The sequence below is a fragment of the Streptomyces sp. NPDC048106 genome (assembly GCF_040706415.1).
Classification (GTDB): domain Bacteria; phylum Actinomycetota; class Actinomycetes; order Streptomycetales; family Streptomycetaceae; genus Streptomyces.
The window spans coordinates 21,476-36,830 of record NZ_JBEZND010000038.1; the positions used below are offsets into that span (position 1 = coordinate 21,476).

Consider the following 15,355-nt stretch of genomic DNA (forward strand, 5'->3'; position numbering starts at 1 on the left):
TTCCCCTTCTCGCCGACGGTGCCCGAACGAGCGTACGCGTCGGGATATGCCGTCGTCACGCGATCCCAGGGGGGCGGTTCAGGACACAACTACCTTTGCCGCCGTCAGTCCGCCGGCCGCCTTCCCCAGCAACGTCAGCCGGACCTCGCCCGGCCCCGACAGGGTCGTGAACTCGGACAACACCGCCAACGCCAGTGTGTTCTCGCCCCGCGTCCGCAGCACCCCGTTCGGCAGCACGAACGTATGCTGCGGGCCCACGTCGTTGACGTACTGCCCCATGTTCCAGCCGTTGAGGAAGATCTGCGCCCGGTAGGCCCGGTACGGATCGTCCGTCAGCGTCAGCCCGACCGAGGCGTCCACGTCCCCCGGAACGGCCAGCCGGAACGTGGTCCGGTACCAGGTGACCCCCTGGTACCGCTCGGCGCGCGGGAAGCCCACGGACTCCCAGTCCCCGTCCCGGAACCCGGGCAGGTGCCAGCCCGCCCGCTCCCCGTGCAGCCCGCCGTTGTTCAGCGGCCCCCGCACCGGGTCCGGCCGGCCCTCGCCCTGGATGCGCCAACTCACCTTCCGTGAGGCCCCCTTGAAGACCGCGGCCGTCAGTCCGCGCGCGGCCTTGTGGGTGTCGTCCGCCTTGCCGTCCTGGTCGTGCTGCATCCGCCGGACGAGGACGGACAGCACATGCCGGCCGGGGGAGCGCAGCGCGTCGCGCACCGGGAAGGACGCCGTGTCCGTCCAGGTCCCCCTGCGGATGGTCGCCGCGTCCGGCACCGGCATCCGGTGCGTGCCCAGCGGCTCCCCGTCCAGCCACGCCATCAACATCCCCTGGGTGCCGGTGCTGTAGCCGAGCGCGACCTCCTCGACACCGCTGGAGTCGTCGAAGGTGCCCCGGTACCAGACGTCCCCGTAGTGGAACCCGTAGTCGTCGGCGAACAGCACCGGCTGGCCCTCCGGGACGGCCGAAGTGCTGTACGACGCCTTCTTGTCCGCGACCCGCCACGCCGAGTCGTCGTAGCCCGGTCCGACTTCCGGGTTCTCCCGGCGCGTCCGCCACCCGCCGAGCGCGGGCAGCCGCACCTCGGGCACCCCGGGCAGCATCTCCTTGGTCATCAGGCTCCCGGACATCGTCACCCGGGTGGCCAGCTTCCGCCCGTTCCACACCAGGCCGGAGATACCGCGTGGTCCCCACACCTCCACGCTCGTCGTGTCGGTGACGTCGCCGGTCAAGTGGACCTCCGAGCCGCGCAGTTCGACGTGGCGCAGCAATTGCGGGCCGTACACCAGCAGGGTCCCGGACGGGGTGTCGTAGGGGAACAGCCGTGCGGAGGTGGCGTCGTCGGCGAAGAGGAGGAGCAGCGGGGTGTCGGTGTCGCCCTTCTCCACCAGCACGCGGATCAGACCGCTCTGCCCCAGCGGGGCGTTCACGTGCAGCCCCGAGTCGTCCACGCCCCAGGCCGCCTCCGGGTCGAGCCGCATGACGTCCGGGTCGGTGTCGCACCTGAGCACCAGCTCGGCCATCTCGCCCGTGCGCCCGGTGAACACCGCGACGTCCTGCCGCCCGGCCCTCAGGCACATGGCCGGCTGGACGGTGGCGTACTTCAGCGTCCGCCTGCCCAGCGAGAGGCCGGTGGTCAGCAGCTTGGCGTCCTTGCCCGGCACGGTGATCCGCAAGCGGCCCTCGGCGGTGGGCAGATCGGCCGTCACCGGGTCGGCGCCGTCATTGCGCGCGACGTACACATGGGCGCCGGTGTCCGGGTTGGTCAGGTGGTAGACCTTCAGCCCCTCGGCGTGCACGCCCGCCGCGCGGTCCAGCTTGGCGAAGTCGGGGACGCGCTGGAGCAGATGCCCGAGCTGGTGCATCGGCGCGATCTTCTCGGTGACGTTGCGGGCCTCGTCGATCGCGGCGCCGTAGTCGTACGACGTGTAGACGACCGGCGCGGGCAGCCAGCCCCAGGAGGTCCCGCCGAAGGTCATGTAGACGTTGTGGAGCGTGATGCCGTTGGCCAGGTTGGTCAGGTAGAAGCGGCGCTCGTAGGCGGAGTCCCGGGTGCGGCGCGCCTCGGCGTACCCCTTGCCGTCGTAGAAGGAGCCGCCCCACGGGTCGAACCAGCCGCCGCCGAACTCGGGCACGAACCCGGGCGTGGCGGGCGAGGCGCTCGCCCCGCCCGTGGCCCCGCCGGGCCCGAACCGCCCCCAGTCCGGCGGGGTCTTGGACGGCGAGGGATATCCGTCGAAGCCGTACAGCCAACCGCCGCGCTCGCCGCCGGTGTCGAAGGAGCCGGGGGTCCAGTACCCGTTGCGGCCCTTGTCGTTGTGGAACAGCGGCACGTCGATGCCGTCGGCGCGCACCTTCTTGTACAGGTGGGACATGTAGGCGCGGCTGTCGGCCGAGTCCACCCGCGCGTCGAACTCGTTCTCGATCTGGTAGAGCAGGACGGTGCCGGTGCCCTGGGTGAACAGGTGCTCGCGGGCGATCCGGTCGACCTGGGTCAGCCACTCGTCCACGTGGGCGAGGTACGTCGGGTCGGCCGACCGCGCCCGGCCCTTCGTCGCCGTCAGCCAGCCGGGGAAGCCGCCGCCGTCCACCTCGGCGTTGATGTACGGGCCCGGCCGCAGGACGACGTAGAGCCCGGTCTCGGCGGCCGTGCGCAGGAACAGGTCCAGGTCGCGGACGCCGGAGAAGTCGTACGTGCCAGGGGCGGGCGAGTGGTAGTTCCAGGCGACGTAGATGCTCACCGCGTTGTAGCCGTGCGCGCGCATCTTCTGGAGCACGTCCCGCCACAGGGACGGGCTCGGCAGCCGGAAGGGGTGCAGCTCGCCGGACCACAGGACCAGCCGTCTGCCGTCGACCAGCAGGGAGTAGCGGTCGTACCCGATGGTGTGGTGCCCGCCGTCCGCGCGCGGCGGGGCGGGCGCCGGGCCCGTCGGGGCGCTGCGGGCCGCGTACGCCGACGGCGCCCCGGTCCCGCCGCTGCCGCCGAGGGCGAGGCCGAGCGCGGCCGAGCCGGTCAGGGCACTGAAGGTACGTCTGCTGAGCGCCACGGTGGATCCTCCCGGCGGTCTTACGGGGGCGCGGGTGCGGCCATTCTCCACGTGAGAACGTCCCACAATGGATTCATGAGGATCTCGGCACGGGCGGATTACGCGGTACGGGCGGTACTGGAGCTGGCCGTACGGCAGGGTAACGGGCCCGTGAAGGCAGAGGAAATCGCGGCCGCGCAAGGGATCCCGCACAAGTTCCTGGAGGGAATCCTCGGCGATCTGCGACGCGCCGGGATCGTGGACAGCAGGCGCGGCGGGGGCGGCGGTTACCGGCTCGCCCGCGACGGTACGACGATCACCGTGGCCGACGTGATCCGGGGCGTGGACGGCCCGATCGTCTCGGTCCGCGGCGAGCGCCCGACCGACCTCTCCTACACCGGCACGGCCGAACCCCTGCTGCCCCTGTGGATCGCCCTGCGCGCCAACGTCCGCCGCGTCCTGGAGAGCGTGACGATCGCCGACCTGGCCTCGGGCACGCTGCCGGACCCGGTACGGACATTGGCGGCGGACCCGTCGGCGTGGGAGAACCCGTAGCGCCGACCGGTCCAGGAGTACGGATCAGCTCTGCGCCCCGGCGTAGGCGACGAACGCAGCCCAGGTGGTGGGGGCGAGGGCGAGCTGGGGGCCCTGCTTGGCTTTGGAGTCGCGGATGTGGATGGTGGCGGGGGTGGTGGCGACTTCGATGCAGTCATCCCCTGAGCCGCTGCTGTAGCTCGACTTGTGCCAGGTTTCGGCTACCTCCACGCAGTTGTCGCCGGAGCCGCTGCTGTACGTGGATTTGCGCCAGTTGAGGGCGACCTCGATGCAGTTGTCGCCAGCCCCGCTGCTGTAGCTGCTCTTGAACCAGTTCATGGGTTCCCTCGAATCCGGTGGAAACAGGCTCACCCAGTCTGCTCCGCAGAGTACGAGACGAAAGCCGACCAGGCGGTGGGGGTGAGGGCGAGCTGGGGGCCCTGCTTGGCTTTGGAGTCGCGGATGTGGATGGTGGCGGGGGTGGTGGCGACCTCGATGCAGTCGCCGGAGCCGCTGCTGCTGTAGCTGCTCTTGAACCAAACCAGTTCGGAGGGGCTGCTCATAGGTCTCCTCGAATACGTTCAAGCAGGCTCACCGAGTCCTGGAAGGTGAGAGCCTGTGAACGCATCCTGGCATATCGGCCGTTGAGCGCGCTGACTGACTTCGGGTCGGAGATGAGCACGCCGCACTCGGGCGCCTCCATGTAGGCGAACCACTTGTGCTTAGGGGTCTCCAGCAATTGCATCGGCCCATGCAGCCCTGCGTGTGATTCCCGGACCAACGGCATGATCTGGATCTCGACGTTTCGCAGCTGCGTCAGGCCGAGGATGTGGTCGATTGCCTCACGCATGACTTCTGTGCCGCCGGTCCGGCGCAGGAAGACTTGCTCTTCGATGATGAAGCTGAAGGCGGTGTTGGGCCGCTCCCGGAGCAGTCGCTGACGCTCGGCCCGAGCAGCCCAGTTCGCCTCGATCTGCTCGTCGGTCAAAAACGGCAGTTCGTCCAGGAACAACTGGCGTGCGTACGCCTCCGTCTGAAGCAGGCCCGGGATCATCCGGCACTCGTACGTGTGCAGCGTGATCGCCTGCCTCTCCAGCTCAGCCCACCGGCGGAACCAGGCGGCGAGCCCCGGTTGTCGTTCGAGGTGCTCCAGCGCCTTCCTCAAGGCGCTGGTGTTGCCGAGGACCGCCTCCGCCGCCTCGACGAAGTCGATGTCCGGCATCCGCCTCCCCAACTCAACTGACGCGATGGTGTGTTTGGAGAACCCCACCAGGTCCCCAAGCTCTTCCCGGGTGAGCCCGTGATGTTCGCGGAGTGCCTGTACAACCGCCCCGAACGTGCGCAGACTGTCTGACGACTCCGGCTCACCGCCGATTCCTGTTGCCATGAGCCGATCGTCACGCGCCGTCATGAGTACTGTCCAGTGCGTAACCGTGTACGCCCGCGCAGCGTACACGCGTCACCTCTGGTGAACCCTCTTTCCCAGCCGCCACATTGGGCGCATGACAGTACGCCCGGTCATCACCCCCACGCTCGTCCAGCGCCTCAGCCCCACCCCCCGCGGTGCCCGTCTCGCCCGGCGGCTCGCCGTGGCGCAGTTGGATGCCTGGGGGTTTCCGCACGACAGTGAGACCACCGGTGCCGTCGCCCTGGTCGTCGCCGAACTCGCCGCGAACGCCGTCACCCACGGGCGCGTGCCGGGGCGGGACTTCGAGCTGTGCCTCTCCCGCGAAGCGGACGGCATCCGGATCGAGGTGAGCGACACCCGCGCGGAGTGCCACCCGCCCGGCCCCGGTCACCTCTCCCCGCCCCCGGCGCTCGCGGAGTCGGGGCGGGGGCTGTTCCTCGTGGCCGCGCTCGCGGAACACTGGGAGGTGGTGGACCGGGATCCACCCGGCAAGACGGTGCGCGCCCTGGTTGCCGTACCGGCGTCTTCCGGGAACCTTCGCGACCCCGCACCAAACATTCACAGCGGTGCCTAGGAACGTGACGCGCGTCGACCCTAGTCTTCCGGGCGTCATGGACTACTGCCTCCCGTGCCGACGGCACCTCAACGGCGCCCTGGTCTGCCCGGGGTGCGGAACACCGGCCGACCGAATACCCGGTCCGACGCGGCCGGAGCCGGCACGCGGGGAGCCGGAACACGGGGGGCCGGAACCCGCGGAGCCGGAACTCGGGGTGCCCCCGAGGGCCCGCGCGGACCGGCGGAGCCGCCGCGCCGCCGCCCACCGCCGCCGTCGTCGCCGTACCGTCATGCTCGCCGCCGGCTTCGCCCTGGCGGCGGGCGGGCTCGGCTTCGCCGAGCTGGGCACGGACACGCCGCTGCCCTTCACGGGCGGCGGGACGGCCTCGGTCACGGACACCTCGGCGGGCGACGGCGACACCTCCGCCCCACCGGGCCGTACGACCGCCCCGCCCCAGGCCGGCGGCGCCTCGGCGGCCCCCGGCGCGTCCGCCACCGGCTCCCCGGCGCAGGGGGCCACCGCCTCCGCCTCCGCCACCACCTCCGGCTCCCCCTCCGCCACCGCCTCCGGCACCGTCGAGGCGCCGCCGTCCGCGACCACCGGCGGCGGCACATCCCCCACCACCCCGCCCACGACACGGCCGACCGCCGCACCCCCCACGACCGCCCCGGCGACCTCGGCGCCACCCCCGGCACCGTCTCCGACCCGCACCTGCGACCGCTTCCTGTGGTGGTGCACCTGATCAGGGCCGCCGGAATTGCGCCTCTCCCATGCCATCGGCCATCCGGGGCATCCATGACACCGAAGGGGCGTTGAAGCGGTTGAGTCGGTTACAGGGACAGGTTCTGAAGGAGAACGGATGACGCAGGACATCGCCGTGCACGGCACGGTCGCCGACGGATTCGAGGCGGTGCGGGAGGAGTTCGCCGCCTTAGTCGCGCGCGAACGGGACGACTACGAGGGCCAGCTCTGCGCCTATGTGCGCGGGCGCCGCGTGGTGGACCTGTGGGCGGGCGACGTCGGTGCGGGCGACGCGCTGTACGGCGTGTTCTCGGCCACCAAGGGCGCGGCCCACCTGGTCACGGCGCTCCTGGTGCAGGACGGCACGCTGGATCTGGACCGCAAAGTGACGTACTACTGGCCGGAGTTCGGCACCGAGGGCAAGGGCGAGCTGACCCTGAGGGATCTGCTCGCGCACCGGGCCGGACTGGTCGGCACGGATGCCGGGTTCACCCGCGCGGAACTCGCGGACGACCGGGTGATCGCCGAACACCTCGCCGACCAGCGGCCGTTCTGGCGCCCGGGGGCCGCCTTCGGCTATCACGCGCTGGTGATAGGAGCGCTGACGGGCGAGGTGGTGCGCCGGGCGACGGGCCGCACCGTCCAGGACCTGTACGAGGACCGGGTGCGCGCCCCCTACGGCCTCGACTTCCACCTCGGCCTCCCGGCCACCGCCGAGTCCCGCTTCCGCGGCCCGCAGCCGATGGCCCCCACCCCCGACGAGCAGGCGTTCCTCGACTCCCTGCCGAAAGACGGCCCGCACACCCTCACGGCCATCGCCTTCAACCGGCACGCGGCCGAACCGACCGACATGGCACGGCTGCACGAGGATCCGCTGATCCGCGCCAAGGGCCCCGCCTCGGTGGGCGGGGTCGCCTCCGCGCGGGGGCTGGCGCGGATGTACGCGGCGATGACCGGGGAGGTCGACGGCAAGGCGCCGCTGCTGAAGGCGGACACCGTCGCCGAGTTCGGCCGGATCCACTCCGCCGGTTACGACCTCGTGGCCCGCGGCCACATGTCCTTCGCCCTCGGCTTCCAGGCCACCGCCGACCTCTGGCACCCCTTCCTGGGCGCCGGGGCCCTGGGCCACAGCGGCGCCAACGGCACCCAGGCGTTCGCCGACCCGCGCACCGGCCTGGCGTACGGCTACACGCGCCGGAGGTTCGGCTTCACGCCGGGGGCGGCACCGGAGAACGACAGGCTGGCGCGGGCGGCGCATCAGGCGGCGCTGGCCACCGGGTGACCCCGTCGGGCGGGGGCGGGGACACGCGCCCCCACCCGGGGACGCGGGAAACCGCGCGAGCGACCCCCCGCCACCCGCGGCCGACAGCGCGCCGGAAGGCCGCCCGCCGCGCCGCGCGCTACGGCTTGACCACCATCTTTCCCGTGTTGTCACCCCGCAGCAGCCCCAGGAACGCCTCCAGGGTGTTCTCGATGCCGTCCACGACGGTCTCGCGGTACTTCAGCCGCCCGGAGGACACCCACGGCCCGACCTCCTTGACGAACTGCGGCTGGAGGTCGCTGTGGTCGTTGACGAGGAAGCCCTCGATACGGCCGCGCGTCTGGATCAGCCGCGCCAGGTTGCGCGGGCCGGGCGCGGGCTCGGTGTCGTTGTAGACCGAGATCATGCCGCAGACCGCGATCCGGCCGCCCCGCCGCAGCGAGCCGATCGCCGCCTCAAGGTGGTCGCCGCCGACGTTGTCGAAGTACACGTCGATCCCGTCGGGCGCGGCCTCGCGCAGTTGCTCGGACACCGGCCCGTGCTTGTAGTTGAACGCGGCGTCGAAGCCGTACTCCTCCACCAGCAGCCGCACCTTCTCGTCCGACCCGGCCGAGCCGATCACCCGCGCGGCCCCCTTGAGCTTCGCGAGTTGCCCCACCTGGCTGCCCACGGCCCCCGCCGCGCCGGACACGAACACGATGTCGCCCTCCTTGAAGGAGGCGGTGCGCAGCAGGCCCGCGTACGCGGTCAGGCCGGTCATGCCGAGCACCCCGAGGTACGCCGACAGCGGCGCAGCGTCCGGGTCGACCTTCACGGCGTGCCGGGCGTCCATGGCGGCGTACTCGCGCCAGCCGAAGAAGTGCAGCACGTGGTCGCCGGCGGCGATGCCCTCGGCGCGGGACTCGACCACCTCGCCGACCGCGCCGCCCTGCATGACCTTGCCCAGCTCGAACGGGTCGACGTACGACTTCGCGGCACTCATCCGGCCCCGCATGTACGGGTCCACGGAGAGGTACGTGTTCCGTACCAGGATCTCGCCCTCGCCCGGGGTCGGAACGGGCGTCTCCACGAGCGCGAAGTCCTCGGGCTCCGGCCAGCCGACGGGGCGGTTGATCAGGTGCCATTCGCGGTTGATGTGCGTGGTCATCGCGATCGTGCCTTTCATTTACTTCACTACCTGAAACAATGGTTAGTCTGAATATTTCAGGTTGTCAAGCAACCGGGTAGGCTGTGGGGCATGGCACCACCGCATCCCAGCCGTCCGGACCAGTTGACCTCGGACGTCGTAGAACTGATCGCCGAGGTCGTCGCGCGTTACCACGCGGACTACGACGAGGCGGCGGCCGCGCACGCCCTGACCGGCGCCCAGGCCAAGCTCCTCAGTCTGCTGTCCCTCGGGCCGCTGCCCATGCGCAAGCTCGCGCAGAAGCTGAAGTGCGAGCCGTCGAACGTGACGGGGATCGTCGACCGCCTGGAGGTCCGGGGTCTCGCCGAGCGCCGGCCGGACCCGACCGACCGCCGTATCAAGATGGCGGCGGCCACGGAGGAGGGGCTGCGGGTGGCCCGCGACCTGCGCGAGGGGCTGCGCTTCGCGCGGGAGCCGCTGGCGGGGCTCTCCGCGGAGGAGCGGGGCACTTTGCGGGACCTGCTGCGGCGGATGCTCGACGCGTAAGGTTTCCGCCATGCGTGATCTAGGGGCGGGATTCAAGTACGTATTCGAAGGTCAGCGGTGGGTGGCCCGGCATGGCCGGCGGTACGGGGTCGCCCTGCTGCCGGGCCTGATAGCGCTGGCCCTCTACGCGGTCGCGCTGGTCGCGCTGGCGATCTGGGGCGACGACGCGGTGACGTGGGCCACGCCTTTCGCGGACGACTGGTCGAGCCCGTGGGGGACGCTGTTCCGGGGCCTTCTGACAGCGGTGCTGTTCGCGCTGGGGCTGCTGCTGGCGGTGCTGACGTTCACCGCCGTGACGCTGGTGATCGGACAGCCGTTTTACGACAACCTCTCGGAGCAGGTGGACGCCGCCGAGTCGCCCGACGGCACGGCCCCGCGGTCCGACCTCCCCTTCTGGCGGGAGCTGTGGCTGTCGGCCCGCGACAGCGTCCGCATCCTGGTCCGGGCGACGGTGTGGGGCGTGCTGCTCTTCGCGCTGGGCCTGCTGCCGGTCGTCGGCCAGACGGTGGTCCCGGTGGTGGGTTTCTTCGTGACGGGCTTCTTCCTCGCGGAGGAGCTGACGTCGATCCCCTTGCAGCGCAGGGGGCTGGATCTGCGAAACCGTCTCACCCTCCTGCGTTCGCGCCGCCTGCTGGTGTGGGGCTACGGCACGCCGCTCGGCCTCGCCTTCCTGGTCCCCTTCGTGGCGGTCTTCCTGATGCCGGGGGCGGTGGCCGGCGCGACGCTGCTGGCGCGGGACCTGCTGGGGGAGGAGCGGGCGGGGGAGCGCGCGGAGGGGAACACCGGTGCGTCCGACGACTCCGAGGGCTCCGACCCGGCCCGGTGGCTTCCGGCCACGTGAGGTTGAATCCTTGACTACTTCTGGGAGGGACGGGCAGCCTCCCCGGCGTCCTCGTCGATCTCTTCCTCAGGAGGAAGCAATGCGTATCCGTGGAGTCAGCCGGACCGCGACCGGTATCGCGGTGGCGTCCGCCGCTCTGCTGCTCGGCTCGGCGGCGGGCCCGGCCTCGGCGGCAACCGGATCCACCGCCTCGGCCGACTGCGGTGACACCGGCACGCTGTGTGTCTGGGAGGGGGCCTTCACCGGTCGTACGGCCGTGTACTCCGACCTCGGCGGCGACTGCGTGACCCTGCCGTTCGGCGTGCTGGCCGACCTGAACATGACCGACAAGAGTGTCTCCTTCTACCCCAGCGGCGACTGCACCGGCTCGGCACTGGTCGCCCCGTCGCTGGACCTGCACTCCTGGACGAGCCACGGCGCGGTGTACAGCTTCCGGGCCTCCTGACCCCGCCGCCACGGCCCGGCGGCCCCCCTCAGCGCGCCTCAGCGCGTCGAGAAGCCGTACACCGTCTCCGACCGGTACACCTCGCCCGGCCGCAGCACCGTGGAGGGGAAGGCGGGGTGGTTCGGGGAGTCCGGGAAGTGCTGGGTCTCCAGGGCGATCCCCGCGCCGGGGACGAACGGCGCGGGCAGGTGGTCCCCGGTGTAGAGCTGGAGGCCCGGTTCGGTCGTCGACACGGTGAGGGTGCGACCGGAGGCCGGGTCGTGCAGCTCGGCGACCTCTTCCGGCGCCTTGCTGACACCCTTGTCCAGCGCGAAGTTGTGGTCGTAGCCCGAGCCCACCTTGCGGGCCGTACGGAAGTCGAAGCGCGAGCCGGCCACCTCGCGCAGCTCACCCGTCGGGATCAGGCCCTCGCCGACCGGCGTCAACCGGGAAGCGTCCAGCCGGAGTTCGTGCCCGGCCGCGGAACCCGACCCGGCACCGGCCAGGTTGAAGTAGCCGTGGCTGGTGAGCGCGACCACCGTCGGCGCGTCCGTCGTCGCCTCGTACCCGATCCGCAGCGCGCCCGACGCGTCGAGCGAGTACGTCACCGCCACGTCGAGCCGGCCCGGGAAGCCCTCCTCGCCGTGCGGACTCACCCGGGCGAGCCGCACCCCGTGCTCGACGGCCGCCGCCTCCCACACCCGCTTGTCGAACCCCCGCGCACCCCCGTGCAGCACGTTGGGCCCCTCGTTCGGCTCCAGGGTGTACACCGCGTCGTCCAGCGGGAACCGCGCCCCCGCGATCCGGTTGGCGTACCGCCCGATCAACGCGCCCAGATAAGGGTCCGGGTGCGCGAGATAGCCGTCGAGGCCGGCGAACCCGAGCACCACGTTCGCCGCCCGGCCCTCCCGGTCCGGAACCTCCACCGACCGCACGATCCCGCCGTACGTCAGGATCTCCACCCGGGTCCCGCCCCGCTCCAGCGTCCAGCGGTGGACCTCGGTGCCGTCGGGAAGTGTGCCGAAGAGTTCGCTCATGTGGAAAACCCTAGGTCACCCGCCGCGGTGCTCTGTAGCGTGCCTTCATGCGACCCGTCACCGTGTCGACCGAGGTTCCGTACGCGCCCGCGCAGGTCCACGAGTTCCTCGACGTGATGGCCCACCACGAGCGCTTCACCGACCACTACCTGAGCGACTGGCGCTACAGCGGCCCCCGCCGGGGCACCGGTGCCCGCGCCACCGTCACCGCGGCCCTGGGCGGCACGCGGACCGACGTCGGCATCGAGGTCATCGGCTCCGACCCGCCGCACCGCATCGTCGAACACAACGTCAGCGCGGGCGGCCGCCGCCAGGCCCACGGCATCTACACCATCGCCCCGCTCCCGGACGGCGGCAGCCGGGTCTCCTTCACCTACGCCTGGCTGTGCGCGCCCCTGCCCGAACGCCTCCTGGCCCCCCTCGTCCGCGCCACGATGCGCCGCGCCAACCGCACGGTCATGCGGCGCCTGGCCGCCGAACTGGCCCGGCACGAACGCGCCGGCGCTACGCCGCCGGAGCCGCCGCCGTGACCGTCCGGTAGGCGATCGCCGCCAGCCGGGCCTGGCCGTCCCTGCCGGGGTGGAACCAGTCCCAGTGGCTGAGCTGGTCGGTGCCGAAGCGGTAGTCGTACACCGCGTTTCCGTCGAAGCGGCAGCGGCGGTCGGTGGCGCAGACCTCCTTGAGGACCTTGTTGTAGGCGATCACCCGCTCCTGGACCCGGTCGCGTCTGCGCTCGGCCGCCGCGCTCAGATCGTCGGCGTCACCCAGCATCGAGGGGCAGATGCCGAGCTTCCAGACCTCCTTGCCCAGCGGGTTGCCCCGGCCCTGCTCCCAGAGCCGCTTCAGGTTCGGCACGCTCGCGACATAGAGCTGCGCCCTCGGCGCGGACGCGCGCAGGGTGCGCAGGGCCTCCTCGAAGTCCGCGCGGAAGCCGGCGACCGAGGTCATGGCCCGGGTGGAGGAGCGGCAGGCGTCGTTCGCGCCCACCATCACCGTGACCAGCTCCGGGTCGCGGCTCGCCGCGTCCGCCATCTGCTGCGAGAGATCGGCCATCCGGGCGCCGGTCATCGCGTAGTTCCAGCTGTGCGTGGCCGCGCCCGCCGCGCCGAGCAGCCGTACCGCCAGGCTGTCCACCTTGGCGTCGCTGCCCGTCGCCCAGGACACCTCGGGGCAGTCCGACAGCACCGTGCACGCGTCGAAGCCCCGGGTGATGGAGTCGCCCACCGCGGCGATCGAGGCCGGACTGCGGTTCCACAGCGGCGCCTTGGCGGTCCGCGCGCCGGTCCCCCGGGCCGCGGGCGAGCCCGGGGCGTCGCATCCGGCCACGCCCAGCACGGTGACCGCCGCCACGGCCAGGGCGGCCCGCGCCCGGTGGCTTCGCTTCCGCATCCCCGCGACTCTCCTCGCTCGACGTCGGGCTTTCCTCCATGACAACGTGCGAGGGTTCCCGGTGCCGGGCCCGCTGGAACGAACGGGGCCCGTACAAGCGTCCCCCTGGGTGAATGGTGGAGGATTCCTGGCAGCGGGACCGACGGTACGTCACACTCCTTGCCCCGCCGCACGGTAGCCTCGCCATCAGCGCGGCCGTCCTGCCACAGCCGCCGGCAAGCCAGCAAGATGTCCCGCTCTGCCCGGAGGTTCCGGTGACGACACGTGGAGTTCTGTACGTGCACTCCGCGCCGCGCGCGCTGTGCCCGCACGTCGAGTGGGCCGTCGCGGGGGTGCTCGGTACGCGCGTCAACCTCGACTGGATCCGGCAGCCCGCGGCCCCCGGCACCTGGCGCTCGGAGTTCTCCTGGCAGGGCCAGCCCGGCACCGCCTCCAAGCTCGCCTCCGCGCTGCGCGGCTGGCACCTGCTGCGCTTCGAGGTCACCGCCGAGCCCTGCGCCACCGCCGAGGGCGAGCGCTACAGCTGCACCCCCGACCTCGGCATCTTCCACGCCGTCACCGGCATCCACGGCGACATCCTCATCCCCGAGGACCGGCTGCGCGCCGCCCTCATCCGCTCCCAGCGCGAGGAGGCCGACCTGGAGGCCGAGATCGCCAAGCTGCTCGGCAAGCCGTGGGACGACGAACTGGAGCCGTTCCGGTACGCGGGCGAGGGCGCCCCGGTGCGCTGGCTCCACCAGGTGGTCTGAGAACGCGCAGGTGGTCTGAGAACGCGTGAAGGGGCCCCCACCAGCCGGTGGGGGCCCCTTCACGCGTTCTCAGATGGTGCGGAACGCCAGCACCACGTTGTGCCCGCCGAACCCGAACGAGTCGTTCAGCGCGGCGATGCGGCCCTCCGGCAGCGGGCGGGCCTCGCCGACGACGACGTCCGCGTTGACCTCGGGGTCGAGGTCCTTCACGTTGATCGTCGGCGGCGCCGTACGGTTCACCAGCGCCAGGATCGACGCCACGGTCTCGATGCCACCGGCACCACCGAGAAGGTGACCGGTCATCGACTTCGTGCCGGAGATCGCCATGTGCTCGACGTCGTCGCCGAACACCTTCCACAGCGCCTTGATCTCGGCGACGTCACCCTGCGGGGTGGACGTGGCGTGCGCGTTGACGTGCAGGACCTCGGCCGGCTTCAGATCCGTGCTGTCCAGCAGGTTCTGGAGCGCGTGCGCGATGCCGTTGCCCGACGGCTCGGGCTGCGTGATGTGGTGGCTGTCGGCGGAGATGCCCTGGCCGACCGCCTCCACGTAGACGCGGGCGCCGCGGGCCTTCGCGTGCTCCTCGGACTCCAGGATGATCACACCGGCGCCCTCGCCGAGCACGAAGCCGTCGCGGCCCGAGTCGAAGGGCCGGGACGCGCCCGCGGGGTCGTCGTTGTTCTTGGACATCGCCATCATGTTGCCGAAGGCGGCGATGGGCAGCGGGTGGATCGCGGCCTCGGTGCCACCGGCGATGACCACGTCCGCACGCCCGGTGCGGATCATCTCGATCGCGTACCCGATGGCCTCCGCGCCGGAGGCGCAGGCCGACACGGGGGTGTGCACACCGGCGCGCGCGCCCAGGTCGATGCCGACGTTGGCCGCCGGGGAGTTGGGCATGAGCATGGGCACGGTGTGCGGGGAGACGCGGCGCACACCCTTCTCCCGCAGCACGTCGTACTGGTCCAGGAGCGTGGTCACACCGCCGATCCCGGAGGCGATCACCGTGCCGAGACGGTCGGGGTTGACGGACGCGTCCTCACCGGCCCTGGCGGTGAAGCCGGCGTCCTTCCAGGCCTCGCGCGCGGCGATCAGCGCGAACTGCGCCGAGCGGTCGAGCTTGCGGGCCTGCGGCCGGGGGATGATCTCGCCCGGCTCGACGGCTACGCGGGCGGCGATGCGGACCGGGAGGTCCGCCGCCCACTCCTCTTCCAGAAGACGGACACCGGACTCGCCGGCGACCAGAGCCTTCCAGAACGAAGCTACGTCGCCACCCAGCGGTGTGGTTGCGCCGATACCGGTGACGACCACGGTGCGATTGGTCGGGCTCACGGGAATTCTTTCTCCAACGGATGCGGGAATCTACGGCGCCACCGCCGGGTGGCGGGGCCTCGCGGCCTGCCGGGCCTTGCGGCCTGACGGGCCGTAGGGCCTCAGCGAATGGCTCAGGCCTGGTGCTTGAGGATGTAGTCGGTCGCGTCACCGACCGTCTTGAGGTTCTTGACGTCCTCGTCCGGGATCTTCACGTCGAAGCGCTCTTCGGCGGCGACGACGACCTCGACCATGGACAGCGAGTCGACGTCCAGGTCGTCGGTGAAGGACTTGTCCGTCTGGACGTCCTCAACCGGGATGCCGGCGATCTCGTTCACGATTTCGGCGAGACCCGCGACGATCTCTTCCTGAGTGGCGGCCATGTCAGGCGCTCCTTCTTCGATATTCCAGACG

At 71.5% G+C, this 15,355-nt stretch carries 18 protein-coding genes; 9 read left to right on the forward strand and 9 right to left on the reverse strand.

The genetic code is table 11. The annotated features are described in order from the left end of the window. Positions 1–78: 78 nt before the first annotated feature. The gene (locus AB0927_RS30665; protein WP_366671024.1) at positions 79–3,039 is read right to left on the reverse strand and encodes a beta-galactosidase; all 2,961 of its coding nucleotides are present in this window, start codon (positions 3,037–3,039) and stop codon (positions 79–81) included. A 75-nt stretch (positions 3,040–3,114) separates the two neighbouring features. Here AB0927_RS30665 and AB0927_RS30670 point away from each other — a divergent pair, with 75 nt between their 5' ends. Continuing rightward, positions 3,115–3,573, forward strand: coding sequence for an Rrf2 family transcriptional regulator (locus AB0927_RS30670; RefSeq protein ID WP_366671025.1), 459 nt, complete (start codon positions 3,115–3,117; stop codon positions 3,571–3,573). Between the two features lie 24 nt (positions 3,574–3,597). Here AB0927_RS30670 and AB0927_RS30675 read toward each other — a convergent pair whose 3' ends face one another. From AB0927_RS30675 to AB0927_RS30685, 3 genes are read right to left on the reverse strand one after another with little or no spacing between them, the layout of a single operon-like run. Continuing rightward, entirely contained in the window at positions 3,598–3,891 is a 294-nt protein-coding gene (locus AB0927_RS30675; protein ID WP_366671026.1) for a DUF397 domain-containing protein, read from the reverse strand. 29 nt (positions 3,892–3,920) lie between these two features. Continuing rightward, entirely contained in the window at positions 3,921–4,115 is a 195-nt protein-coding gene (locus tag AB0927_RS30680) for a DUF397 domain-containing protein (RefSeq protein WP_366671027.1), read from the reverse strand. Beyond that, positions 4,112–4,939: a helix-turn-helix transcriptional regulator gene (locus AB0927_RS30685; protein ID WP_366671028.1), complete on the reverse strand. Its 828-nt coding sequence runs from the start codon at positions 4,937–4,939 to the stop codon at positions 4,112–4,114. Before AB0927_RS30685 ends, AB0927_RS30680 begins: the two co-directional genes overlap by 4 nt. 115 nt (positions 4,940–5,054) lie before the next feature. On the opposite strand from AB0927_RS30685, the gene AB0927_RS30690 reads away from it, so the two are divergent. The 3 genes from AB0927_RS30690 (at position 5,055) to AB0927_RS30700 (ending at position 7,539) form a co-directional block, all read left to right on the forward strand. Next, entirely contained in the window at positions 5,055–5,534 is a 480-nt protein-coding gene (locus AB0927_RS30690; RefSeq protein WP_366671029.1) for an ATP-binding protein, read from the forward strand. Between the two features lie 196 nt (positions 5,535–5,730). Beyond that, positions 5,731–6,258, forward strand: coding sequence for a hypothetical protein (locus AB0927_RS30695; RefSeq protein ID WP_366671030.1), 528 nt, complete (start codon positions 5,731–5,733; stop codon positions 6,256–6,258). Between the two features lie 117 nt (positions 6,259–6,375). Continuing rightward, a complete protein-coding gene (locus AB0927_RS30700; protein ID WP_366671031.1) occupies positions 6,376–7,539 on the forward strand; it encodes a serine hydrolase domain-containing protein in 1,164 nt (387 codons plus the stop codon). Positions 7,540–7,657: 118 nt separating this feature from the next. Here the strand turns inward: AB0927_RS30700 and AB0927_RS30705 are convergent, their stop codons facing one another. Continuing rightward, positions 7,658–8,683 (reverse strand): NADP-dependent oxidoreductase, encoded by a 1,026-nt coding sequence (locus AB0927_RS30705; protein WP_366671032.1) that lies wholly within the window; start codon positions 8,681–8,683, stop codon positions 7,658–7,660. A gap of 72 nt (positions 8,684–8,755) precedes the next feature. On the opposite strand from AB0927_RS30705, the gene AB0927_RS30710 reads away from it, so the two are divergent. From AB0927_RS30710 to AB0927_RS30720, 3 genes are all read left to right on the forward strand, one after another. Further along, complete coding sequence (locus AB0927_RS30710) at positions 8,756–9,190, forward strand: MarR family transcriptional regulator (RefSeq protein WP_366671033.1); 435 nt, start codon at positions 8,756–8,758, stop codon at positions 9,188–9,190. Positions 9,191–9,200: 10 nt separating this feature from the next. Next, positions 9,201–10,031 carry an EI24 domain-containing protein gene (locus AB0927_RS30715; RefSeq protein WP_366671034.1) on the forward strand — a complete coding sequence of 277 codons (831 nt, stop codon included), beginning with the start codon at positions 9,201–9,203 and terminating at the stop codon, positions 10,029–10,031. 79 nt (positions 10,032–10,110) lie between these two features. Further along, complete coding sequence (locus AB0927_RS30720; RefSeq protein ID WP_366671035.1) at positions 10,111–10,476, forward strand: hypothetical protein; 366 nt, start codon at positions 10,111–10,113, stop codon at positions 10,474–10,476. Positions 10,477–10,514: 38 nt separating this feature from the next. Here AB0927_RS30720 and AB0927_RS30725 read toward each other — a convergent pair whose 3' ends face one another. Then, entirely contained in the window at positions 10,515–11,492 is a 978-nt protein-coding gene (locus AB0927_RS30725; RefSeq protein WP_366671036.1) for an aldose epimerase family protein, read from the reverse strand. A gap of 47 nt (positions 11,493–11,539) precedes the next feature. On the opposite strand from AB0927_RS30725, the gene AB0927_RS30730 reads away from it, so the two are divergent. Then, complete coding sequence (locus AB0927_RS30730) at positions 11,540–12,022, forward strand: SRPBCC family protein (RefSeq protein WP_366671038.1); 483 nt, start codon at positions 11,540–11,542, stop codon at positions 12,020–12,022. On the opposite strand, the gene AB0927_RS30735 is transcribed toward AB0927_RS30730, so the two are convergent. Then, positions 11,997–12,881: an SGNH/GDSL hydrolase family protein gene (locus AB0927_RS30735; protein ID WP_366671039.1), complete on the reverse strand. Its 885-nt coding sequence runs from the start codon at positions 12,879–12,881 to the stop codon at positions 11,997–11,999. The genes AB0927_RS30730 and AB0927_RS30735 overlap by 26 nt on opposite strands. 254 nt (positions 12,882–13,135) lie before the next feature. On the opposite strand from AB0927_RS30735, the gene AB0927_RS30740 reads away from it, so the two are divergent. Beyond that, positions 13,136–13,630, forward strand: a complete 495-nt coding sequence (locus AB0927_RS30740) for a DUF3145 domain-containing protein (protein ID WP_366671040.1) — start codon at positions 13,136–13,138, stop codon at positions 13,628–13,630. A 69-nt stretch (positions 13,631–13,699) separates the two neighbouring features. Here the strand turns inward: AB0927_RS30740 and fabF are convergent, their stop codons facing one another. Beyond that, positions 13,700–14,962: a beta-ketoacyl-ACP synthase II gene (gene fabF, locus AB0927_RS30745; protein WP_366671041.1), complete on the reverse strand. Its 1,263-nt coding sequence runs from the start codon at positions 14,960–14,962 to the stop codon at positions 13,700–13,702. A gap of 113 nt (positions 14,963–15,075) precedes the next feature. Continuing rightward, a complete protein-coding gene (locus tag AB0927_RS30750; RefSeq protein WP_366671042.1) occupies positions 15,076–15,324 on the reverse strand; it encodes an acyl carrier protein in 249 nt (82 codons plus the stop codon). Between the last annotated feature and the right edge of the window lie 31 nt (positions 15,325–15,355).